19 protein-coding genes and 1 pseudogene are annotated in these 21,618 nt (G+C 58.6%); all 20 read left to right on the forward strand.

The annotated features are described in order from the left end of the window. Positions 1-117: pseudogene (locus ACO6VM_RS25935) on the forward strand (type VI secretion system tube protein Hcp); the annotation flags it as partial. Between the two features lie 84 nt (positions 118-201). After that, a complete protein-coding gene (locus ACO6VM_RS25940; protein ID WP_422404006.1) occupies positions 202-3,213 on the forward strand; it encodes a type VI secretion system tip protein VgrG in 3,012 nt (1,003 codons plus the stop codon). Beyond that, positions 3,210-7,862, forward strand: coding sequence for an RHS repeat-associated core domain-containing protein (locus tag ACO6VM_RS25945; protein WP_401057940.1), 4,653 nt, complete (start codon positions 3,210-3,212; stop codon positions 7,860-7,862). Before ACO6VM_RS25940 ends, ACO6VM_RS25945 begins: the two co-directional genes overlap by 4 nt. Positions 7,863-7,864: 2 nt before the next feature. Further along, positions 7,865-8,185, forward strand: coding sequence for a hypothetical protein (locus ACO6VM_RS25950; RefSeq protein ID WP_401057942.1), 321 nt, complete (start codon positions 7,865-7,867; stop codon positions 8,183-8,185). A gap of 52 nt (positions 8,186-8,237) precedes the next feature. After that, complete coding sequence (locus ACO6VM_RS25955; protein ID WP_401057944.1) at positions 8,238-8,546, forward strand: hypothetical protein; 309 nt, start codon at positions 8,238-8,240, stop codon at positions 8,544-8,546. Positions 8,547-8,878: 332 nt separating this feature from the next. After that, a complete protein-coding gene (locus ACO6VM_RS25960) occupies positions 8,879-9,469 on the forward strand; it encodes a hypothetical protein (RefSeq protein ID WP_401057945.1) in 591 nt (196 codons plus the stop codon). A 205-nt stretch (positions 9,470-9,674) separates the two neighbouring features. Then, positions 9,675-9,983 carry a hypothetical protein gene (locus ACO6VM_RS25965; protein ID WP_401057947.1) on the forward strand — a complete coding sequence of 103 codons (309 nt, stop codon included), beginning with the start codon at positions 9,675-9,677 and terminating at the stop codon, positions 9,981-9,983. Positions 9,984-10,242: 259 nt separating this feature from the next. Continuing rightward, complete coding sequence (locus tag ACO6VM_RS25970; RefSeq protein ID WP_401057949.1) at positions 10,243-10,854, forward strand: hypothetical protein; 612 nt, start codon at positions 10,243-10,245, stop codon at positions 10,852-10,854. 405 nt (positions 10,855-11,259) lie between these two features. After that, the gene (locus tag ACO6VM_RS25975; RefSeq protein WP_401057951.1) at positions 11,260-11,787 is read left to right on the forward strand and encodes a hypothetical protein; all 528 of its coding nucleotides are present in this window, start codon (positions 11,260-11,262) and stop codon (positions 11,785-11,787) included. A gap of 239 nt (positions 11,788-12,026) precedes the next feature. Next, positions 12,027-12,542: a hypothetical protein gene (locus tag ACO6VM_RS25980; RefSeq protein ID WP_401057952.1), complete on the forward strand. Its 516-nt coding sequence runs from the start codon at positions 12,027-12,029 to the stop codon at positions 12,540-12,542. A gap of 101 nt (positions 12,543-12,643) precedes the next feature. Then, a complete protein-coding gene (locus tag ACO6VM_RS25985) occupies positions 12,644-12,904 on the forward strand; it encodes a hypothetical protein (RefSeq protein ID WP_401057954.1) in 261 nt (86 codons plus the stop codon). 26 nt (positions 12,905-12,930) lie between these two features. Then, positions 12,931-13,338: a hypothetical protein gene (locus ACO6VM_RS25990; protein WP_401057956.1), complete on the forward strand. Its 408-nt coding sequence runs from the start codon at positions 12,931-12,933 to the stop codon at positions 13,336-13,338. A 415-nt stretch (positions 13,339-13,753) separates the two neighbouring features. Next, positions 13,754-14,137 carry an Imm10 family immunity protein gene (locus ACO6VM_RS25995; protein ID WP_401057958.1) on the forward strand — a complete coding sequence of 128 codons (384 nt, stop codon included), beginning with the start codon at positions 13,754-13,756 and terminating at the stop codon, positions 14,135-14,137. A 100-nt stretch (positions 14,138-14,237) separates the two neighbouring features. Further along, the gene (locus tag ACO6VM_RS26000; protein ID WP_401057960.1) at positions 14,238-14,561 is read left to right on the forward strand and encodes a hypothetical protein; all 324 of its coding nucleotides are present in this window, start codon (positions 14,238-14,240) and stop codon (positions 14,559-14,561) included. A gap of 139 nt (positions 14,562-14,700) precedes the next feature. Beyond that, positions 14,701-15,420: an SMI1/KNR4 family protein gene (locus tag ACO6VM_RS26005; RefSeq protein WP_422404007.1), complete on the forward strand. Its 720-nt coding sequence runs from the start codon at positions 14,701-14,703 to the stop codon at positions 15,418-15,420. 122 nt (positions 15,421-15,542) lie between these two features. Next, entirely contained in the window at positions 15,543-15,806 is a 264-nt protein-coding gene (locus tag ACO6VM_RS26010; RefSeq protein ID WP_011531938.1) for a PAAR domain-containing protein, read from the forward strand. A gap of 178 nt (positions 15,807-15,984) precedes the next feature. Beyond that, positions 15,985-19,053, forward strand: a complete 3,069-nt coding sequence (fdnG, locus tag ACO6VM_RS26015; protein WP_258644279.1) for a formate dehydrogenase-N subunit alpha — start codon at positions 15,985-15,987, stop codon at positions 19,051-19,053. Further along, positions 19,053-20,003, forward strand: a complete 951-nt coding sequence (fdxH, locus tag ACO6VM_RS26020; protein WP_422404008.1) for a formate dehydrogenase subunit beta — start codon at positions 19,053-19,055, stop codon at positions 20,001-20,003. Before fdnG ends, fdxH begins: the two co-directional genes overlap by 1 nt. Then, positions 20,000-20,656, forward strand: a complete 657-nt coding sequence (locus ACO6VM_RS26025; protein ID WP_323830293.1) for a formate dehydrogenase subunit gamma — start codon at positions 20,000-20,002, stop codon at positions 20,654-20,656. Before fdxH ends, ACO6VM_RS26025 begins: the two co-directional genes overlap by 4 nt. 4 nt (positions 20,657-20,660) lie before the next feature. Continuing rightward, complete coding sequence (gene fdhE, locus ACO6VM_RS26030) at positions 20,661-21,581, forward strand: formate dehydrogenase accessory protein FdhE (RefSeq protein ID WP_422404009.1); 921 nt, start codon at positions 20,661-20,663, stop codon at positions 21,579-21,581. Positions 21,582-21,618 lie beyond the last annotated feature (37 nt).

A 21,618-nucleotide genomic window follows, 5' to 3' on the forward strand; every position in this document is an offset into this window, starting at 1 on the left:
AACGCTCACTTCACCCACCTGGAAGACGTGCACTTCACCTACCGCAAGATCACCTGGACCCACGAAGTGTCCGGTACTTCCGGTTCCGACGACTGGCGCGCGCCGGTCGCAGGCTAAGCCTGGACCCCACCGTAGCCCGCCGCGCTTGCGCCGCGGGCTGCGGTCGTTTCACCAGCCCATTCTCGCTACAGAGGGACAAGGATGTTTGCCGCCGCGAACCAGACCCACTTCAGCTTGCATATCGATGGCCTGGAGCATGACTTCCAGGTACTCGCCTTCGATGGCAGCGAAGCCATCAGTCAGGTGTACTCCATCGACCTGGAACTGGTCAGCGAGCACCCCTCGCGGGACCTGGAAAGCCTGCTGCACAAGCCCGCGTTCCTTCAGCTCGGCGACGACGGGCGGGGCCTGCATGGCCTGATCTACCGCGCCGCGCAAGGCGAGGCAGGCAAGCGCCTGACCCGCTACCAGGTCACGTTACGCCCACAGCTGGCGTACCTGGCCCACCGCATCAACCAGCGCATGTTCCAGCACATGAGCGTGCCGAAGATCATTGCCCAGGTGCTCGAAGAGCACGGCATTCTTGGCAACGCCTACCAGTTCCAATTGGGCGCGACGTACCCCGAGCGCGAGTACTGCGTGCAGTACGACGAGTCCAACCTGCAATTCATCCAGCGCCTGTGCGAAGAAGAGGGCATTCACTACCACTTCCGCCACAGCGCTGCCGGCCACCAACTGGTGTTCGGCGACGACCAGACCGTGTTCCGCAAGCTGGCCCCGGTGGCCTACCAGCAGGACGCCGGGTTGGTGGCCGACACGCCGATGATCAAGCGCTTCGGCCTGCGCGTGGAAACCCGCACCAGCAGCGTCACCCGTCGCGACTACGACTTCAAGAAGCCGCTGATCCAGCTCGAAGGCGAGTCGGTCAGCCACGCCGAGCCTGAGCTGGAAGACTACGACTACCCCGGGCGTTTTCTCGACCGCGCCCGTGGCAAGCACCTGGCCACCCGCGCCCTGGAACGCCACCGCAGCGACTTCCGCCTGGCTGAAGGGCACAGCGACCAGCCCTTGCTCGCCAGCGGGCACTTCCTGACCCTGGCCAGTCACCCCAATGCCGCCTGGAATGACCTCTGGCTGCTGCTTGAAGTGACCCACCAGGGCCGTCAGCCGCAGGTGCTGGAAGAAGCCATCACCAGCGATATCGACGCCAAGTACGATGGCTTCCAGCAGGGCTACCGCAACCTGTTCAGCGCCACCCCGTGGGACGCGGCCTATCGCCCGCCCCTGAACCACCCCAAGCCACGCATCCTCGGCACCCAGCGCGCCATCGTGAGCGGCCCGGCTGGCGAAGAGATTTACTGCGACGAATTCGGCCGCATCAAGGTGCAGTTCTTCTGGGACCGTGAGGGCCAGGCCGACGACAAGTCCAGCGTGTGGATGCGCGTGGCCAGCAGTTGGGCCGGGCAGGGTATCGCCGGGCTGCAATTGCCGCGAGTGGGCATGGAGGTATTGGTCAGCTTCCTCGAAGGCGACCCCGACCAACCGCTGGTGACCGGTTGCCTGTACCACGGCGTGAACATGCCGCACTACAAGCTGCCCGATCTGAAGACCCTGGCCACCATCAAGAGCAAGGAATACAAGGGCAGCCGCGGCAACGAACTGCGCATCGACGACACCACCAGCGAAATCAGCATCGGCCTGCGCAGCGACCACGGTGCCAGTGCGCTGAACCTCGGTTACCTGACCCATCCGCGCCCCTCCGGCGGCGCCCCGCGTGGTGAAGGTTTTGAACTGCGTACCGACCGCCACGGCGCCATCCGCGCTGCCGGCGGCCTGCTGCTCACCACCGAACCGCGCGCCAACGAAGCCAAGCACCACAAGGACCTGCCCGAAACCGCCGAACGCCTGGCCACCGCCAGCGACCAGCAAGACAGCCTGGCCGAGCTGGCCAAGCAGATGCAGGCCCAGGAACCCGGCGACCAGGACGATGTCGCCAAGCGTTTGCACGAGCAGCACCAGGGCATCCTCGGCAGCGGCCCGGTCAACCAGAGCGCCAACGAATTCCCCGAGTTCGCCCAGCCGCACCTGGTGCTCTCCAGCCCCGCCGGTATCGCCCTGACCACCCCGGGCCCCAACCACATCACCACCGGCGAGCACCTTGCCCTGAGCAGCACCGGCCACACCAGCCTGACCGCCGGCAAGCGGCTGTTGGCCAGCGCCAGCCAAGGCATGCGCCTGTTCGTGCAGAGCCTGGGCTGGAAGCTGGTGTCGGCCTCCGGCGACATCGATATCCGCGCCTTGAAGGACAACATCAACCTGCTGGCCAAGCTCGACGTCACCGCCAACGCCGACCGCATCGTGCTCACCGCCAAGACCGAGCTGGTGCTGCAGGGCGGCGGCAGCGGCACGACCTACAACGCCGGCGGCATCACCCACGTCACCAGCGCCAACTACACCGCCAAGGCCGCGCAGTTCGCCCATATCGGCGCTGCCAGCAAGGCCGGCACCTTCCCTGAACCGCCCAAGCCAGGCAAGGGCAACCTCGAGCTGTTGTACCAGTACGCCAACAGCAAGGGCGTGAAGACCGGCGACTACGACGTGATCGATGCCTTGGGCAAGTCGATCAAGGGCAAGCTCGACGGCCAGGGTTTCAACATGGCCAGCGGCGCTGCCGCCGGCCCGCTGTGGGTCGACTTCGGCCTGGACCCGGCCGACACCTGGGCCGACGGCAGCCACTTCGGTGCTGGCGTCTGGCCGGCGAAGACCGACTTCAACGACATCGCCCCCGGCCAGCAGGCCGTGGTCGGCGAGGTGCTGAGCGCCGGCAAGGGCGCCGACGGCCTGCTGGGCAAGGGCCTGGCACTGGCACAGCAAGGCATGGACAAGGGCAAGGGATTGGTACAGAACGCGATGGCACAAGGTAAAGCGATGATGGGCCCCGGCGGCACCGGGATGCTGGAGCAGGGCAAGGCCCTGGCCGGCACTGGCATGCAACTGGCGAAAAGCGGCCAGGCCGCGCTGCAGAAGGTGCAGCAGGTCAAGGCCGCCGTCGGCGGCGACACCGGCGCCATGGCCCAGCTGGCCAGCAATGTGGTGCCCGGCGCGGCGCCGGCGCTCAAGGCCGCCAACGCGGCCCGCCAGCTGCCGAGCCTGCCCACGCTCACCCCACCGCTCAACCCGGCGAAAAGCCTGAGCAGTGAGGTGCTGGCATGACCGACGCCAAGCAGCGCGAACCGCAGGTCGCCGTCGCCCCCCTCAACACCATCGATGCCAAGGACGTCGGCCGTGGCGCCGCCGCCTTCGACGCCTGGCTGCAATCGGTCAGCGGCGGCTACGTCACCCTCGAACGGATCAAGTCCGTGGCCGGCGCCTTGCCGGTGGTGGGCAATATCATGGCCTTGGTCGATGCCCTGGGCGACGTGGTCACCCTGGTCAAGAGCAAGGAACGCCAGGTGCTCGACTGGGTGAGCCTGGGCATCAACCTGATCGGCGTGCTGCCAGCGCCGCCGACCATGGCCGCCGCGCGCATGAGCCTGCGCCCGACCCTGTTCCTGGTGCGCCAGGAGCTGCGCAACAGCGCCAAGATGCTGCTGGGCGACTCGCTGATCACGGTGTTGATCGGGCATCTCAATGCGACCATCGCCGGGACCATCGATGACTTCGTCAAGCAGGCCCAGCCGAAAATTGCCGAGATCCTCGCCGACGCCGGTGCGTTCGGCACCAAGATGACCGGCGAGATCGCCACGGGGCTGGAGAAGGTCACCCTGGGCCAGCTGGACGCCAAGGGCGACATGTCGAAGGCGAGCAAGCAGGCGTCGGCTGCCGCCGACAAACTGCTCAACGATCCGAAGGAGGCGTTCAGCAACTTCTTCGGTGCGGTGCACAGCGCCTACAAGGCTGCCGGCAAGGGCCTGGCCAACAGCGCGACGAGCAAGCTGCTGCCGGACGAAATCAAGACCAAGGTGCTGGCCAACACCGGCCAGCTGCGTGCGTTGGGCCCGGAGATGGCCCGGCAGTTGAACAAGCTGGCCGACCCGGGCACGCAGATGAGCATCGGCTGGATGCTCAACGTGCTGGGCGGGGCGGTGAAGGGGTTCCGCAAGCGCAACAAGAACGGCCAGCCCGGGGTGGCCAAGCAGGACAAAGTGACCACGGTGGAGCGGGAGAAGGGCAGGGGTGAGTTGGGTAAAACCGACACTCAAGCGCCGGCGGAGCATACGCCAAGCCCTATCGTAGACAGCTGTCCAATACCACGGCCAACGCCACCAGCGGTCACCGAGCACCACATCAGTTTCGCCCTCGGCTCGGAATTCATTATCCACACAGACTTTAGCCTGCCAGGCGCTTTCCCCATCGAGTGGCAGCGCATCTACCACTCACGCCTGGCCGAGTACGACCAAGGCAATTTGGGTGCTCGCTGGGTGACACCATTGACCACTCGCATCGACGAGGTGGGCAAAGGTCTGCTGTTCCACGACTTCGATGGCCGTAGTCACAAATTCGAACTGCCGAAGGTTGGCCAGGCGCAGTTCAACGCCATCGAAGACCTGCTGCTGGTCCGCAGCACCGAAGAAGAGCTGGTGATCTGCCGCGGCTTCGTGCGCAAGGAGTATTACCTGCGCGTCGGTGACCGTTACTACCTGCGCAAGATCATGCTGCAGAACGACGCCGGCTGCATGCTGCATTACGAGCACCGCCACGACGGCCGCCCGGTGCTGTCCGACATCATTACCTTCCAAGGCGATGTGAAGGATGTATTGCGTCACCTCGGCACCCTGATCGACGACCACGGCCATATCACCGGCCTGTGGGAAATGCGCGACGGCCAGCCGCTGCGTCAGTTGTGCGCCTACCACTACGACGAGCAAGGCGATCTGATCGCCGCCCAAGATGAAAACGGTGCCGCCTGGCACTACCAGTATCAGAATCACCTGGTTACCCGTTACACCGACCGCACCGGTCGCGGCATGAACCTGGAATGGGACGGTAGCAGCGCCCAAGCCAAGGCTATTCATGAGTGGGCCGACGACGGCAGCTACGACACCCGCCTGGAGTGGGATGAAAACATCCGTCTGACCTACGTCACCGACGCCCACGGTCAGGAGACCTGGTACTACTACGACATCCTTGGCCATCTCTACCGTGTGCGTTACCCGGACGAGCGCTCGGAGTGGATCTTCCGCGATGACCGCAAGAAGGTGGTGCGCCATGTGCACGCCGACGGCCGCGAAGACCGCTACGACTACGATGATCAGGGCAGCGTCGTCCGCCATATCCGTGCGGACCACAGCAAGATCCACATTGTTTATGACGACCGTCGCCATCCGATCAAGATCCGTGATGCCGAAGGTGGCCTGTGGCTGCGTGATTACGACCAGCAGGGCAACCTGGTCGAGACCACCGACCCGCTGGGCAACAAGACCGAATTCGCCTATACGCCTTCGGGCCTGGTCAAGGCGATCAAGGATGCCAACGGCAACGAGAAGAAGCTGGCGTACAACGCAGCGGATCAGTTGGTCGAGTTCACCGACTGCTCGGGCAAGACCAGCCAGTGGGAGTACGACGATCTCGGCCGTCTGGTGCTGTTCACCGATGCCGCCGGCAGCAAGACCAGCTATGAGTACAAGGCTGGTCAACTGGCGAAAGTCATTCATCCGGACAACACCGAAGAGCGTTTCGAGCGCGACGCCGAAGGCCGTCTGCTGGCGCACTCCGACGCGCTGGACCGTTGCACCACCTGGTCCTACAACGCGGTGGGCAAATTGGCCGAGCGCGTGGATGCCAATGAACACACGCTGCGCTATCGCTGGGACAAGCTCGGCCGCCTGGTCGGGCTCGAGAACGAAAACGAGAGCAAGGCCACCTTCCTTTACGACCCAGTGGGTCGCCTGCTGGAAGAGAAGGGCTTCGATGGCCTGGTGACGCGCTACCAGTACGACCCGGACAGTGGTCGCCTCGCCAGTACCTACGTTGGCCAGCGCCGGGTCGATATCACCTTCGATGCTGTGGGTCGCCTGGCCTCACGTATAGCGAGTCAAGACGGTCAGCGGCAGGAAGAGACCTTCGCCTACGACGGTAACGGCAACTTGGTCCAGGCCCTCAACGCCGACAGCAAGCTGCAGTGGTTCCATGATGAGGCGGGCAATGTGACCCGTGAGCATCAGTACTACCTGAAGACCGATGTGCCGATGGTCGCGGTATGGAAGCATGAGTACGACGCGCTGAACCTGCGTACGGCGACCATTCGCCCCGATGGCCACAAAGTCAACACGCTCACCTACGGCAGCGGCCATGTGCTGGGCATGACCATCGACCAGCATGAGCTGCTGGCCTACGAGCGTGATGACCTGCACCGCGAAGTGGCGCGTCATCAGGGCAACCAGTTGATGCAAACCCAGGCTTGGGATCCGGCCGGACGTCTTCAGGAGCAACTGCTGGGCAGCCACGATGGCAAGTCCACCTTGCTCAAACGCCAGTATCAATACGATGCGGTTGGTCAGCTGACGGATATTCACGACACCCGCCGTGGCGTCCTGGCCTATCAGTACGATCCCGTTGGTCGCCTGCTACAAGCCACCAGCCGCCTCGGTGTCGAGACCTTTGCCTTCGACCCGGCCGGCAACCTGCTGGACGACAAAACCCAGGAGCTCAACCGTCCGCTGGAAAGCGATCCGCGCCGTAACAAGCTGATGGACAACCTGTTGCGCGAGTACGCCGGGACCCATTACCAGTACGACGACCGTGGCAATCTGATCAACCGGCTGCATAACGGCGACAAGGCCCACCTGACCTGGGACCTGTTCGACCGCTTGACCCATTTTGACGATGGCAAGCTCAGTGTCGTTTACAGCTACGACGCCTTGGGCCGCCGTCTGCACAAACACTCCACCGCGCATCATCAGGATGATCCGCGTGCCGGCAGTGGTTGGAACCAGATGCAGCGCGCCAAGCGCCAGCGTGAACTGGGCTGTGGCTACACCTTGTACGGCTGGGATGGCGATACCCTCGCCTGGGAAAGCTCGCCGCCGCAGGACGAAGGTGAGACCGGGCGCACGGTGCATTACCTGTATGAGCCGGGAAGCTTTGTGCCAGTTGCCCAGGCGTTGCGCAAGGAGCCGATTCGTTTGCTGCGTCAGCCGGATTGGCACGGTCGTGAATACGACATTGATCAGGACCCGCTCTGGCAACACGAGGTGAAACCGCATCCGATCGATGCGATTGCTTGGTATCAATGTGATCACCTCGGTACGCCGATGGAGCTTACCGATCATAACGGCGAGGTGGCGTGGGCCGGTCAGTACAAGGCTTGGGGTGAAGTGCGCGAGGTGCGCTCGGAGTGGGCCAAGCAGGTTGGGATGACCAACCCGATTCGCTTCCAAGGGCAGTACCACGATCACGAGACAGGGCTGCATTACAACCGCTATCGGTACTATGATCCGATGGTTGGGCGGTTCACGAGCCAAGATCCTATAAGCTACGCGGGTGGCCTAAACCTCTATTCTTATGCCTTGAACCCCATACTTTGGATTGACCCTTTGGGGTTAAGTGCCAAAAACAATGGAACCACTAGAGTTCGACATTATACAAGTAGGCAGGGTTCGAACGCGATATGTGAGGATGGGGTGATTCGTGCGAAGGACAATAATAGAGTGTATCTGGAACCTGCCAGTAAAAAGCCGTTGTCAAAAGTTGAGGTGCAGAAAAAATATCAGATCAAGGAAAATAAAGGTCGGGATTATATAGAAACTGATGTTGAGAATAGTAGGCTGGAGTGGGTGGATAATCCCCGCTATCACAAAAAAGAGTTGACGGTCAAAGGTGATCTTGAACTGAAAAATCATACAGTGGTGCAAAGGAAGTGATTATGAGAAGTGAAAATGAAGAAATTTCCCTGAGCAGAAAAGATGTGGACGCCTTATTGAGGGAGGTAGAGTTTATTTTGGTGTCGCTTGGAAGATTGAATCGGCACTATGAAAGTGGGTCAATTGCGGATCTCGCGGATTGTGAAGATTACTGTGCGGCGATCACGAAGTTTGTTGATTCCGAGCGGGTGACTGACAGGCTGGCAAAAATGAGAATGATAATTTCTTCAAGATTCGATGATACGCTAGGCGATGATGATATGGATGATCTGGAGAGGGTATTGGATAAAATTGAGTTTTGGGAGCGACCGGGGGATGTATAGCTTCGGCGGTTCAGAGTGGATCAAAATTTAACTCAGTGGGGAGGGGAAATAGTTGCGTGAAGAACAAGATGTAACAATCTCTGGTGAAGAGGCTGTAGATATTCTTTGGGAGTTGGAGTATCTCCTGATTTCGTTAAGGAATATCGGGCTGCATTACTATGTGCGTGAAGAGGTTACCGCGAATGACGAAAGGGATTATCGCGTGGAAACTGCAAGATTTATATGTAATTCTCAAATGATTTCTAGGCTGGAGAAGATTAAAGGTAAGCTTTCGGATAGGTATGAGGCGTGCTGTGGTCGAGAGGAGTTGGATTTGTTCCGTAAAAAGCTTAAAAGGAAACGTTTTTGGAAAGCGGAGTGATTTCTAAAAATGAAAGGGGACAGATTTGTTTTTTATTCAAATTTCTGCCGGCTTGGGGTCAAGGGGCACAGAGCTAAGGAAGTTCCGGCAGAAAAATTTAACTTGATTAGATAGGCTTTTTGACGGGCAGAGCAGGCGGACAACAGTCGGTTCGTGGACGAGCCTACGCAAGTCGCCGCTAAATGCATCGAGCAAAAGAATCAGGTTAGACAGAAGTTAGGGTTGAGAAAATAAATCTGTTCCCTTTTTTAAGTGGCTGAACTCACGAAGGTCAAGGGTATTTCACAAGCGCATCACGGTAGTGGAACAAACTCTGTCAATAGGCAAGGCAGATGAATCACTTGAAATGTAATGTTTTTGAACTGTGCTTTAGCTATTTGATGGGGGCGTCAAGTATCAAAGCTGAGATGTTTGGCTTGAGGGCCTTTGGCGAGGCTGAGCTTAAAAAAGAAAATTTTGATATGGTTGGCGATGCAGATGATTTTTGCCTCTATGAGAAGGACTATCTCGCTGTCCATTTTGTGCGCTCCGTGGATGTGACACTAAAGCGTTATTTTTTCAATGGAAGAGAAAGTGGTTGTGGTATTTCTCTCTCGCCGGGTGTTCGATTAGTTCCATTGCTGAAAAGGATTCTTTCACGAAACCTAAGTGTGGAGTTTTATTTGCACGATGGTGCTCTTGATGGGGCGGTGGTGGTTGGAGGGAATTCGATAGTAAGATTTTCTGCGAACCGCTCAGGGACGGCATACGAGGTGCGGGATTTGGAGTCGGATCAGCTCCTGAATAATGAGGGGGCTGCTGTAAGCTCAATTAGGAAATCGATGTCTCGCATTTTAGTTGCAACGACGCAAGATAGGGGCAAGGTGGTGGCTCTTCATCGACTGCTCACGTACTTAAAAAGGCGAGGTGTTTTACAGCTATGATGCACGGTTGCCTTTAGAGGAAAGTGCTAGTCTCTCAAGGGCTTAAGCTGACCAGCGTCTGTTCCGAAGGCCGCTTCTTCGGCGGCAATATCTGGTCGGAGAAAACCGGTTTCGCGAAGTTGTTCTCGGACAGCAGGCCGTGGACGTTGAAGTCAAGAGCGGCTGGGTTAGAACCTAGCCGCGCTGAACCATTAGTGGGGTTGGCATGACGGAAGGCAAGAATCGTGTTGTCTGGGGTGCGCCTGGTGAGCTGGTTTCTGCTTACAGGCTGCTGAATGAAAATGGGGATCTAGTACCTGACTTGGAGTCCCAAGCTGTTGTAAAAAGAGCGCAGTTCGCAGAATACGATTTTTTCTTCCGAAAGGGTCTCTTGTTGGCGAATCCATTTGACCAAGACGGAGAGTTGATTGAGAGGGACTATCGAGTCAGTGATTTCTCTGAGGCGGGATACGAATTGTGTAGAAAAAAAGTCCCCGCTTGGCTGAAAGGGAAAGGGTCGAAAAAATCCACCTGATATGTCTCTTTTAGAGAAGGCTCTAATGGAAATGGCTAAGCAGCAAAGGGTTTTGGAAACCGTGCAATGAGCCGTCTAATGGCTATTGCATTTGTCGTGTGGCTGCCATCTCTCATCAGGCAAGATTTTATTGCTAACAAAATAGATGCAGCAGGTGCGAGAAAGGAGATTGCTGCGCTTCAAGTAGGCCGAAGAGCGGACCTTTCGAAAACTGGGCAGAACCCTAACAGGCTGGAGTAAGGGAGTTGTGGCGTTTTTTATGCTGTCGCAGAAGAAAGATGTTGGGTGTCCTGTCGGGCTATTGAACGCGGCGTTGTATGATCATTTTTATGAAAATGCTAAGAGTCTCGATCATGGTGCATTTCCTTGGTATTCCAATGCGGCATTAGGTAAGCCGCATGAGGCACTTCCATCTGGCCTGATTTTGATTGCGAATGCCAAGAAATATGATTTCACTATAAGGGCTTTGTACGACAGGCTGTATGTTGCAAGTGAAGGCTTTGTTGAGGCCTGTCGTGAGCTTGGTGTGGCAATGCTAGATTGTCAAAAGGTAGATGTGGTTTCTGGGTTGAATAAAAGCATAGTTTCTTCGCAGTATTATGTTGTTGTTTTCGATAGTTTTGACTATGGTGATTTAGTTTTGCCGTCTTCTCAGGTAATAATAGGGGGCAGGGATTGGGTTACAGGCTTTGAACAGCTGGAAATAAAAGAAGATGCGCCTGATCTGTTCAAGCTAAACAAACTTCATCCAGGGGTTTCTACGCTGTTTTGTTCCAGTGTTTTTAAGGCGAAACTTGTTGAGGTTGGCGTTAGGGGGGTTGAAATCCTGCCCCTGCCTGAGACCTCATCCCAAGAGCTTGAGGCGATCTAGTGCCCTGTCTCGGAAATACGTTCTCTTTTGGCGAGTGGCAACGCCGGCTGGGCGTCCAAGACACCGCCAAAAGTGAACAGCCTATTTCTGAGACAGGGCACTAGCATGAGCTTTCGGAGGCGTGAGAATGATTTCTTGCTCCCCGTAGCGGCATTCATCGGGAGGCAAGCAGATCAGAAGCCACGCCAGCGAAGAGGTCGCCGTTGCCAGGAGCCTTCACGAGCAGCAACAAGATAACCTTGACAACGACCCAGCCAATCAATGCGCCAACGAGATCCCGAATTCGCTCCGACGTACTTGGCGTTTTTTCAATTCGGCAAGCATCGTTCGCGAAACGATGGTGTGTGAGAGTGAAGTCACCCCAGATGCGTCAATCACTAACGATAAAACCAAAAGGCGGATCTGATGAGCATATATTTTGAAAAATTATTCGGAATGTCGAGGGATAGAGTATCGCTGTTTTGCCTTTTAGGGGCGGAGCGTGTGGCGGGAATTTATAGTGGATATTGTAAAAAATACGAGCGCGGTGTAGATGTGAATGCTTCGGTTCTGGAGGGTCTATTTCAGCGAAATATATTGCTAGGCAAACACGAGCTAAGGCTGATGTATCAGGAGATTTATGGTGGTATTCCTGATTCTGAGGATTACAGTGACGGACTGGTAGATCAGGCTCAGTGCGCTGTAATTTGTACGTCCTACTGTATTCAGTATTTGGAAAATGGTAGCCATGATTCAGTTCGATATGCGCTGGGGAAGGTCCCTGAGGCAATCGACATCTTAGACGAAGATGTAGACAGGGACACCGAGCTAGAAGTGGCTTGGTGCAATGAACTGCTGGATGTGTTAATCGGAACGGACCTGAGTGACGCTGAGAAGGTGAACGAAATCAGGAAAAAAAATTTGCAACATGCGGTTCCAGCGCTAGGCGTTTAGTACCATGGTGTAGCGGTTCATCTAAAAGTCGGCTGGTCGCTTGTTATAGGCCCCCGGTCGCCTGGTTTACCTAGGTTGCAACCAGCTGAACGACAGTCCCCCAAAAACTCAACCGTTTGATGGAAAGCGATCCACGTTGCGAAAAATAACAGCGCGGATATGGCAGGGCCCATTTACAGTACGGCAATATAGCAATCTGCTTCATCGGTTGCACATGGTGATCATAGAAGCGGGGATATATGAGTAGAGACGAGCGAGTTACACTTTATATCGTGCTGAAGTCACTTGATCGACTTGCAACGCTTCTTGAGGGTAAAGGTATCGTAGTTTCAGCTGTGTTTACAGGTCTGCTAGATCGGGCATGGAAGTGGCTTGCGGAAGGCAAAGAAGTCACTCTCAAAGGGGTTGAGAAGACCATGCGAAGCACGGTTGTTGATGAGCAGGACGCTAAATTAGAGAGTGTTCTATTCAATATGTACTTGTACGCTCTGTCAGATCTTGCACAGTATTTCAAGGAGGGTGAATTTGAGAGCTTGGAGTGTGTGGAGGCGGCAATTATTGATTTTTATGACTTCTACGTGGCTCAGATGCATTTGGAGAACATTCGTGGTGCAGGGGCGGTAGTGTTTAGCGCCGCTCAAGAAACGGCGGTGAAGGAGGACCCGATCTTCGCCGGTGAATTATCGATGTTAAGCGCTGATCGTGAATTTGCCAAAAAACAGGTCGATTGGTCAGGTATTGAATCGACTCGCTGAGGCATTACTCCCGGTCGAGTGGATTGACCCGTTAGGGTTGTTGAAAGGGCAGTCGCGCCAGCGGGTGGTAAGTTTGGGGCGGGGGAAGATCCATTCATGCCATGTCCGTGTGGGTCGAATGGTACTCATGGGAATATCACTGCCCGACTAAATCTGCTACTGGCTATATTTTGAGAGATCCCGACAAGAACGAAGTTGAGAGTTGCGGCAAAGCCGCGATGGGTGCTCGGTGGTATTCGAAAAAATATCTAAGAGAGAATAACGTGGAGATGGTTGAAGAAGCGTTGGGTAGCAAGAAGTATATGCATACTTGGCAGAATAGGAAAATGCTTGAATACAAGGCGGCAAAAGGTTGCCGTTGAGCAAGAGCGACTACTAGGAGCCGGTGATGGAATTTTGGATGTCGAGCGAAAAGCATATTTCGGTAAGTGAGGCAGTGACATCTGCGCGCAAAGTGGTAGAGCCGGTTATTGCTGGACTAGTAAAAGATGTTGAGCTGTCTTGTGGCGCGGAAAAGTGGAGTGTTATATCGATAGTTATGCCCGATGAGCGGGTTGGTGATTATCCGGAAGTTAAGCGCTATCATATGGCTAGTAAAGATATTGAGCTGCGAGTACAGCTGCCTTTCAGCGAGTTTAAAGAGGCTGAAAGACGCCAGCAGATTAATTTCATGCTTGCTTCATTGATTCGCTCAGTTGATCTTGCGAGCGAAATAAAGAGCTTGAAGCTATCAGAGAGCGATGCTTGCGTGCTTAAAGAGGCCATTGAAAAAGCCCGGTTAACGCTTACAGCCTGATCAGAGTGATGCTTAGCTCGAAACTTGAATGTAAGTCTAAGGCCCTGGCCGGCAGCGGCCTGCAACTGGCGAAAAGCAGCCACGCCGCGCTGCAAAAGGTGTAGCAGGCCAAGACCGCCGCCGGCGCAGGCGCTCAAAGCCCCAGCGCGACCCGCAAGTCGCCGTCGCTGTTGAAAGGCGCGAGTGCAACTGATAGCCGACTTGCATTGAAGTGAAAGGGGAGTAACCACTTGCCTACTTCAGGCCTCCGGTCGCTTCGGCGTCGAGACGTTATGGTTATTGATTATCAATGCTCATAATGCAAGGGTAAGATGGAAGGGCGTCAGCTGAAATCGGGGCAAAAATTCACTGCGCTTTGCCTGAAAATAGCGAAACTAAGATATGGGCCGCTGAGCAGAAGCAGAAAGGCATAGCTATGAATAAACAGTTTACAGCGACTTATTTTAATGCCTCTAGAGAAGAGGATGTTCTGACAGTCGGCTTTGCGGATAGTCATGAGGAGCCTTCGGAGTTTATCATTTTGCAAAGGTCGGATGAGAACGATGATCAGGACGAAAGCCTTGGGCAGGATACATATTATGCTGAGGTTGGCAATCCGGGTGTTGCTGGCTATGGTGGCATACAAAAGGTAGAAATATTTGTAGATAGGGTTGTATTTAGTTTCGTTAAAGCCTGTGGCTGGGTGAAGCCGATCAGTACAGTTCAAATCAATATTTCCAGCTCTGTCGTGGAGGTCGATGAGGTTTTTTCAGCGCTAAATGACATTTTCATGGGGGAAGTAGCTCTCCTTAGATACTAACTTAATTTGATGTGCGAGCCAGTAGCGTTACTGGCTTAGTGGCAATAATGTTCCATAATCCCGAAGACCTGCTTACCGTACGAAAAGGGCCGCATGGATCATGAGCTACGAATACAGTATTGTTTTTGATGACCCGGCTGCGTTGCAGCGTGTTATCGAAAGGATTCGCACCAGTAAAGCGCATGTCGGAGGGGGCGAAGGAGTTGTGTGTCTCAAAGATCAGAAACAGTCAACATTAGCTGTTTATGATGTGAGATTGACCAGGCTTGACTCACTTTCTGCGTGGTTGGAGGTCAATTTTAGGTCGCTGGAGTTGTACGAGCTCTTTAGTACTTTATTGGTAGGGGCAAATGTGAGGTGCTTTGGAGATGGCGACCTTGATGACGAGGTGACTCTGAGAGAGGCGTTCAGGATTAAAAATTGAACCATTTAGCAGAGCTAAAGAAGGAAAAGCTCGCTGCCGTTAGTCGCGCTGCACGGTCCCTTGCATTTCCAAAGGGAAGGGCCAATAGCAATACCCACAAACCGAGGTGCATTTGTTGGGCTATGGCTCGCGAGCGACCTTGTCCGATGCACGGCAGGTTTACACGGATGCAGACGCTGATGCAGCACAACGAAGGAAAGTTGAATTGACGGACACGCAGATAACCCGCCTGGAAAAACTGTTGTCGATCGCAGGTGAGCCCCTAGCCCTGCCTGACACGCTCGATGCACGTAGTCGCGGCCTGGCGGGTACGCGGGCCGATGAACTCGAAAGCCTGCTCTTGCGGTGCAATGGCTTCTACGCCTTTGAAAGCGCGTTGCATGTGTTCGCCACAGGGGCCACCGCGCCGGGCAGCGAATCCAGCCTGCAGCAGTGGAATGACCCGGAGTTGTGGCGCTTCGAATTTCCTGAACTGGAGGAAGCGCCAGTGTTGTTCTTCGCCGAGGACGTATTCGGTGTGCAGTTCTGCCTGCGCCAGGGCCAGGTGTACACATTCGACCCGGAAACAGGCGGGTTCGAATACCTGGCTGATGACCTGGAGGGTTGGGCAGCAGCAGTTCTGGCGGATTACAAGGTGCTGACCGGTTGGCCCCTGGCGAACGCCTGGCAAACGCTGCACGGCCCCCTGGCCCAGGGCCAGCGATTGCTGCCACTCACCGGGTTTGCCTTCGGTGGATCGTTCTCGGTGGATAACCTGCACGCAGGCAATGCCATCGAGGGCATGCGCTACCGGGGTTGCATCGCACGGCAGATGGCAGGAGTGGCCGATGGCTCGGTGGTAAAACTCTCAGTGCCCTGACGGGCTGCCCTTGTCACCCTCAGCACATCAATCGGACTGATGGCCTATAGCCTCTGATCTGCCACGCCATGTTAGGCTTTGCCACCGGCATCGACGCCACCTTACTGACACGGAGTTCCCCCATGAAAGACATCATCCGCCTCGGCGATTCCACCACCCACGGTGGCAAGGTGCTCGGCTCCTTCGGCAACACCAACGTCAACGGCAAGCCCATCGCCGGTGTCGGGCACATGGTCAGTTGCCCGCTGTGCAAGGGCGTGTTCCCCATCGTCGAAGGCAGCGCCACCTATAACGTCGACGGTACCCCGGTCGCCCTCGACGGCCACAAGACCGCCTGCGGCGCGGCGCTGATCGCCAGTGGCCCGAAAAGCGGCGTCGCCAGCTGAGACCAACAGGTTCCCACAGGACCGCACGCTGTTTCCCACGGGGTATTGACCCAGGTCAGCGCACTTCCCTGATTCTTGGCTAGTCTTAACGGTTGGCGGTCTCTGTCCACCGCCACCGTGAAGTCCCTGAGGCGCCGGCCATGTCCCGCGCGCCCGAGAACCTGATCAGGAGTGCACGATGGACCTCAACCGTCGGCAATTCTTCAAGGTCGCCGCCGTCGGCCTTGGAGGCTCGAGCCTTGCGGCGTTGGGCATGGCCCCAACCCCCGCATTTGCCGAGCAGGTGCGCCACTTCAAGCTGGCGCACACCAAAGAAACCCGTAACACCTGCCCCTACTGCTCGGTCGGCTGCGGCCTGATCATGTACAGCCAGGGCGATGCGGGCAAAAACGTCAAACAAAGCATCATCCACATCGAGGGCGACGCGGACCACCCGGTCAACCGCGGCACCCTGTGCCCCAAAGGCGCGGGCCTGCTGGACTTTATCCACAGCCCGAGCCGCCTCAAGTACCCCGAGATCCGCAAGCCAGGCAGCAAGGAATGGACCCGCATCGAGTGGGACGAAGCCCTCGACCGCATCGCCGACCTGATGAAAAAGGACCGCGATGCCAACTTCATCGAGAAGAACGCCCAGGGCCAGACGGTCAACCGTTGGCTCACCACAGGCTTCCTCGCTGCGTCCGCCGCTTCCAGCGAAGCGGGCTACCTGACGCACAAGGTGATCCGTTCGACCGGCATGCTGGGGTTCGATAACCAGGCGCGTGTCTGACACGGCCCGACGGTGGCAAGTCTTGCCCCGACGTACGGCCGTGGCGCGATGACCAATCACTGGTCTGACATCGCCAACGCAAACCTGGTCCTGGTGATGGGCGGCAACGCCGCTGAAGCGCACCCGTGCGGCTTCAAGTGGGTGACCGAGGCCAAGGCGCACAACAAGGCGCGGCTGATCGTGGTCGACCCGCGGTTCACCCGTACCGCTTCGGTAGCCGATTACTACGCACCGATTCGCACCGGCAGCGACATCGCCTTCATGGGCGGGCTGATCAACTACCTGCTGAGCAACGACAAGATCCAGCACGAGTACGTGCGCAACTACACCGACGTGTCGTTCATCGTCAAAGAAAGCTATGGCTTCGAGGACGGGCTGTTCAGCGGCTACGACGCGGCCAAGCGCGTGTACGCCGACAAGTCCGGCTGGGGCTACGAGCTGGGCGAGGATGGCTTTGCCAAGGTCGACCCGACCCTGCAGCACCCGCGTTGCGTCTACCAGCTGATGAAGCAGCACTACAGCCGCTACACGCCGGAGCTGGCGAGCATGACCTGCGGCATGCCCCAGGACCAGATGATGAAAGTCTGGGAAGAGATCGCCACCTGCTCGGTGCCGGGCAAGACCATGACGATCCTCTACGCCCTGGGCTGGACCCAGCACTCCATCGGCGCGCAGATCATCCGCAGTGCGGCCATGGTGCAATTGCTGCTGGGCAACGTCGGCATGCCGGGTGGCGGGGTCAACGCCCTGCGCGGGCACTCAAACATCCAGGGCCTGACCGACCTGGGCCTGCTGTCGAACTCGCTGCCGGGTTACCTCACCCTGGCCGGCGACGCCGAGCAGGACTACGCCAGCTACATCGACAAGCGCGCCTCCAAACCGCTGCGCCCCGGGCAGCTGTCGTACTGGCAGAACTACGGCAAGTTCCACGTCAGCCTGATGAAGGCCTGGTACGGCGCCAATGCCACCGCCGAAAACAACTGGGGCTACGACTGGCTGCCCAAGCTCGACGTACCGGCATACGACGTGCTGCGCATGTTCGAGATGATGGGCCAGGGCAAGGTCAACGGCTACATGTGCCAGGGCTTCAACCCGATTGCCGCGCTGCCGGACAAGAACCGCGTCACCGCCGCGCTGGCCAAGCTCAAGTGGCTGGTGATCATGGACCCGCTGGCCACCGAAACCTCCGAGTTCTGGCGCAACGCCGGCCCGTTCAACGACGTCGACACGGCCAATATCCAGACCGAAGTGATCCGCCTGCCCACCACCTGCTTCGCCGAGGAAGATGGCTCGCTGGTCAACAGCAGCCGCTGGCTGCAATGGCACTGGAAGGGCGCCGACGGCCCGGGCGAAACCCGCACCGACGTGCACATCATGAGCGAACTGTTCCTGCGCCTGCGCAAGCGTTACCAGGCCGAGGGCGGCGCTTACCCCGACGCGATGCTCAATATCAGCTGGCCTTACAAGGTCCCTGAGGAGCCGTCCCCCGAGGAGCTGGCCAAGGAGATGAACGGCTGGGCGGTCAGCGACCTCACCGACGCCAGCGGCGCCACGCTCAAGGCCGGGCAACAGCTCGCCGGCTTCGCCCAGATGAAGGACGACGGCAGCACCGCCTCCGGGTGCTGGATCTTCGCCGGCAGCTGGACCGAGCAAGGCAACCAGATGGCCCGCCGCGACAACAGCGACCCGTACGGCATGCACCAGGTGCAGAACTGGGCCTGGGCCTGGCCGGCCAACCGGCGCATCCTCTACAACCGCGCCTCCAGCGACCCGCAAGGCAAACCGTGGGACCCGGAGAAAAAACGCCTGGTGTGGTGGAACGGCAAGGCCTGGACCGGCACCGATGTGCCGGACTTCAAGGTCGACTCGCCACCGGAAGCGGGGATGAACCCGTTCATCATGAACCCCGAGGGCGTGGCCCGGTTCTTCGCCATCGACAAGATGGCCGAGGGGCCGTTCCCCGAGCACTACGAGCCGTTCGAGACGCCGATCGGGATCAACCCGCTGCACCCGCAGAACAAGAAGGCCACCAGCAACCCGGCCGGGCGCATCTTCGATTCGGTGTGGGACACCCTCGGCACCCACGACGAGTTCCCTTATGCGGCGACCACCTACCGGCTGACCGAGCACTTCCACTTCTGGAGCAAGCATTGCCGGCTCAACGCCATCGCCCAGCCCGAGCAGTTCGTCGAAATCGGCGAGGTGTTGGCCAACGAGAAGGGCATCAAGGCCGGCGACCGGGTGCGGGTGTCGAGCAAGCGCGGGCATATCGACGCGGTGGCGGTGGTGACCAAGCGGATTCGCCCGCTGCAGGTCAACAACCAGACCGTGCACCAGATCGGCATCCCGCTGCACTGGGGCTTCACCGGCAGCACGCGGCACGGCTACCTGACCAACACCCTGGTGCCGTTCCTCGGTGATGGCAACACCCAGACGCCGGAGTCCAAGTCGTTCCTCGTCAAAGTGGAGAAACTCTGATGGCCAGCCAAGACATCATTGCCCGCTCCGCCACCACCACCGTGCCGCCCTCGGTACGCCAGCAGCAGGAAGTCGCCAAGCTGATCGACACCACCAAGTGCATCGGCTGCAAGGCCTGCCAGGTGGCGTGCTCGGAGTGGAACGAACTGCGTGACGAGGTGGGCCACAACCACGGCACCTACGACAACCCCCAGGACCTGTCCGCCGAAACCTGGACCCTGATGCGCTTCACCGAGCACGAGCGCGACGATGGCAACCTGGAGTGGCTGATCCGCAAGGACGGCTGCATGCACTGCGCCGACCCCGGTTGCCTGAAGGCCTGCCCGAGCCCGGGGGCGATCATCAAGCACGCCAACGGCATCGTCGACTTCAACCAGGACCACTGCATCGGCTGCGGCTACTGCATCACCGGCTGCCCGTTCAACATCCCGCGCATCTCGCAGAAGGACCACAAGGCGTACAAGTGCACCCTGTGTTCCGACCGCGTCAGCGTGGGCCTGGAGCCGGCCTGCGTGAAGACCTGCCCCACCGGGGCGATCGTCTTCGGCAGCAAGGAAGAGATGAAGGTGCATGCCGACGAGCGCATCGTCGATCTGAAGTCGCGCGGCTATGACAACGCCGGGCTGTACGACCCGGATGGCGTCGGCGGCACCCACGTGATGTATGTGCTGCACCATGCCGACACGCCACGGATTTACGCCGGCCTGCCGGACCAGCCGGTGATCAGCCCGCTGGTGGGGTTGTGGAAGGGCTTCACCAAGCCGCTGGCGCTGCTGGCCATGGGCGCGGCGGTATTGGCCGGGTTCTTCCACTACGTGCGCGTCGGGCCGCAGCGGGTCGAGGAGGACGAACACCCGGCGCCTGTGGATAACACGGTCCATCAGGTGGATCCGGCGGTGCATGTCTATGATCCGAACCGCCCGGGCGGGCAGGGGGAGCAGCGGCCATGAACGACGACAAACCGATCCTGCGCTACAACGCCAACGAACGCAGCAACCACTGGGTGGTGGCGATCCTGTTCGTGCTGGCCGGCCTGTCGGGGCTGGCGCTGTTCCACCCGGCGCTGTTCTGGCTCAGCCACCTGTTCGGCGGCGGCCCCTGGACGCGGATCCTCCACCCGTTCATCGGCGTGGCGATGTTCGTGTTCTTCCTCGGGCTGGTGCTGCGCTTCTGGCGCGCCAACTTCATCACTGCCAACGACCGCCTGTGGCTGCGCCGCGTCGACCGGGTGATGCTGAACAAGGAAGAGGGCGTACCGCCGGTGGGCAAGTACAACGCCGGGCAGAAGCTGCTGTTCTGGACCCTGCTGGCCTGCATGCTGGTGCTGTTGATCAGCGGCGTGGTGATCTGGCGGGCGTACTTCAGCCACTGGTTCGGCATCGACGTCATACGTCTGTCGGCCCTGCTGCATGCCCTGGCGGCGTTCGTGCTGATCCTCAGCATCATCGTGCATATCTATGCCGGGATCTGGATCAAGGGCTCGATCGGCGCCATGCTGCATGGCTGGGTCAGCCGCGCCTGGGCACGCAAGCACCATGAACTCTGGTACCGCGATGTGACCGGCGACAAGACGCCGAGCAATCACGGCCGTAAGGAAGGATGACCGTTTGAGCACGATTCTCGAACCCGGGCAGATCGAAGCGTCGGCAGTGATGCCGCCGTTTCTGCACCTGCCCCCCGCCAACCTGTTCGAACTGCGGGCCGCGCGGTTGCAGCACCTGGCCGAGGGCAATGCCCTGGGTGAGTACCTGCAATGGGTTGCGCAGCTTTGTCGGATCCAGCAGCTGCTTGTGGATAACCCGCCCGGCGCCTTGCCGGTGGCGGCAGAGCGGCAGCGCCTGTGCATAAGCCATGGCTTGCCGCCGTTGGCGGCGGACAGCCTGGTGCGCGAAGGGCCGTGGTTGCCGTGGTTGCAGGCGCTACTCGAGCATTTCAAGGTCGACGCCGAGGGCCCCTTGGCCGATGCGCTGCAAACCTTGCGCGACGCGGACGACAGCCAGCGCAAAGGCTGGGGCATCGCCTTGCTGGGTGGCCAGTACGATGGGCTGCCGGCGGCGCTGGTGCCCTTTATCGGCGCCGCGTTGCAGGCGGCCTGGTCGAGCTGGTTGCTGGCGCTGCCCGAACCCGAGCTCAAGCCCGCAGGCAGCCTGGCGCAATGCCCGGCCTGCGGTTCGCCGGCCATGGCCGGGGTGGTGCGCAACCGCGGCAAGCACAACGGCCTGCGTTACCTGGCCTGCTCGCTGTGTGCCTGCGAATGGCATGTGGTGCGGGTCAAATGCGTGTATTGCGAGTCGAGCAAGGACTTGCGCTACAGCCACTTCGAAGACGACCGCTACGCCGCCGGCAAGGCGCCGCTGCGCGCCGAATGTTGCCCGGGGTGTCAGAGCTATTTGAAGCAGAGCTACCTGGAGAACGACGCCGCCGCCGAAGCGCTGGCCGACGACCTGGCGAGCCTGGCGCTGGACATCCGCCTGGACGAGGAGGGGTTCCATCGCCTGGCGCCGAACCTGCTGTTGGCGCCGGGGTAATGTCTACACTGCAATCGAGTTGAACCGGATCGCGGGG

The organism is Pseudomonas sp. GZD-209, from assembly GCF_049310485.1.
Taxonomy (GTDB): domain Bacteria; phylum Pseudomonadota; class Gammaproteobacteria; order Pseudomonadales; family Pseudomonadaceae; genus Aquipseudomonas; species Aquipseudomonas sichuanensis.

Coding starts and splice junctions, on each gene's coding strand:
- ACO6VM_RS25985 (WP_401057954.1), top strand. CDS start 12,644: ATGTCCGTGTGGGTCGAATGGTACTCATGGGAATATCACTGCCCGACT.
- ACO6VM_RS26010 (WP_011531938.1), top strand. CDS start 15,543: ATGAAAGACATCATCCGCCTCGGCGATTCCACCACCCACGGTGGCAAG.
- fdxH (WP_422404008.1), top strand. CDS start 19,053: ATGGCCAGCCAAGACATCATTGCCCGCTCCGCCACCACCACCGTGCCG.
- ACO6VM_RS26025 (WP_323830293.1), top strand. CDS start 20,000: ATGAACGACGACAAACCGATCCTGCGCTACAACGCCAACGAACGCAGC.
- ACO6VM_RS25975 (WP_401057951.1), top strand. CDS start 11,260: ATGAGCATATATTTTGAAAAATTATTCGGAATGTCGAGGGATAGAGTA.
- ACO6VM_RS25950 (WP_401057942.1), top strand. CDS start 7,865: ATGAGAAGTGAAAATGAAGAAATTTCCCTGAGCAGAAAAGATGTGGAC.
- ACO6VM_RS25940 (WP_422404006.1), top strand. CDS start 202: ATGTTTGCCGCCGCGAACCAGACCCACTTCAGCTTGCATATCGATGGC.
- ACO6VM_RS25945 (WP_401057940.1), top strand. CDS start 3,210: ATGACCGACGCCAAGCAGCGCGAACCGCAGGTCGCCGTCGCCCCCCTC.
- ACO6VM_RS25995 (WP_401057958.1), top strand. CDS start 13,754: ATGAATAAACAGTTTACAGCGACTTATTTTAATGCCTCTAGAGAAGAG.
- ACO6VM_RS25990 (WP_401057956.1), top strand. CDS start 12,931: ATGGAATTTTGGATGTCGAGCGAAAAGCATATTTCGGTAAGTGAGGCA.
- ACO6VM_RS25980 (WP_401057952.1), top strand. CDS start 12,027: ATGAGTAGAGACGAGCGAGTTACACTTTATATCGTGCTGAAGTCACTT.
- ACO6VM_RS26000 (WP_401057960.1), top strand. CDS start 14,238: ATGAGCTACGAATACAGTATTGTTTTTGATGACCCGGCTGCGTTGCAG.
- ACO6VM_RS25970 (WP_401057949.1), top strand. CDS start 10,243: ATGCTGTCGCAGAAGAAAGATGTTGGGTGTCCTGTCGGGCTATTGAAC.
- ACO6VM_RS25965 (WP_401057947.1), top strand. CDS start 9,675: ATGACGGAAGGCAAGAATCGTGTTGTCTGGGGTGCGCCTGGTGAGCTG.
- ACO6VM_RS25960 (WP_401057945.1), top strand. CDS start 8,879: ATGAATCACTTGAAATGTAATGTTTTTGAACTGTGCTTTAGCTATTTG.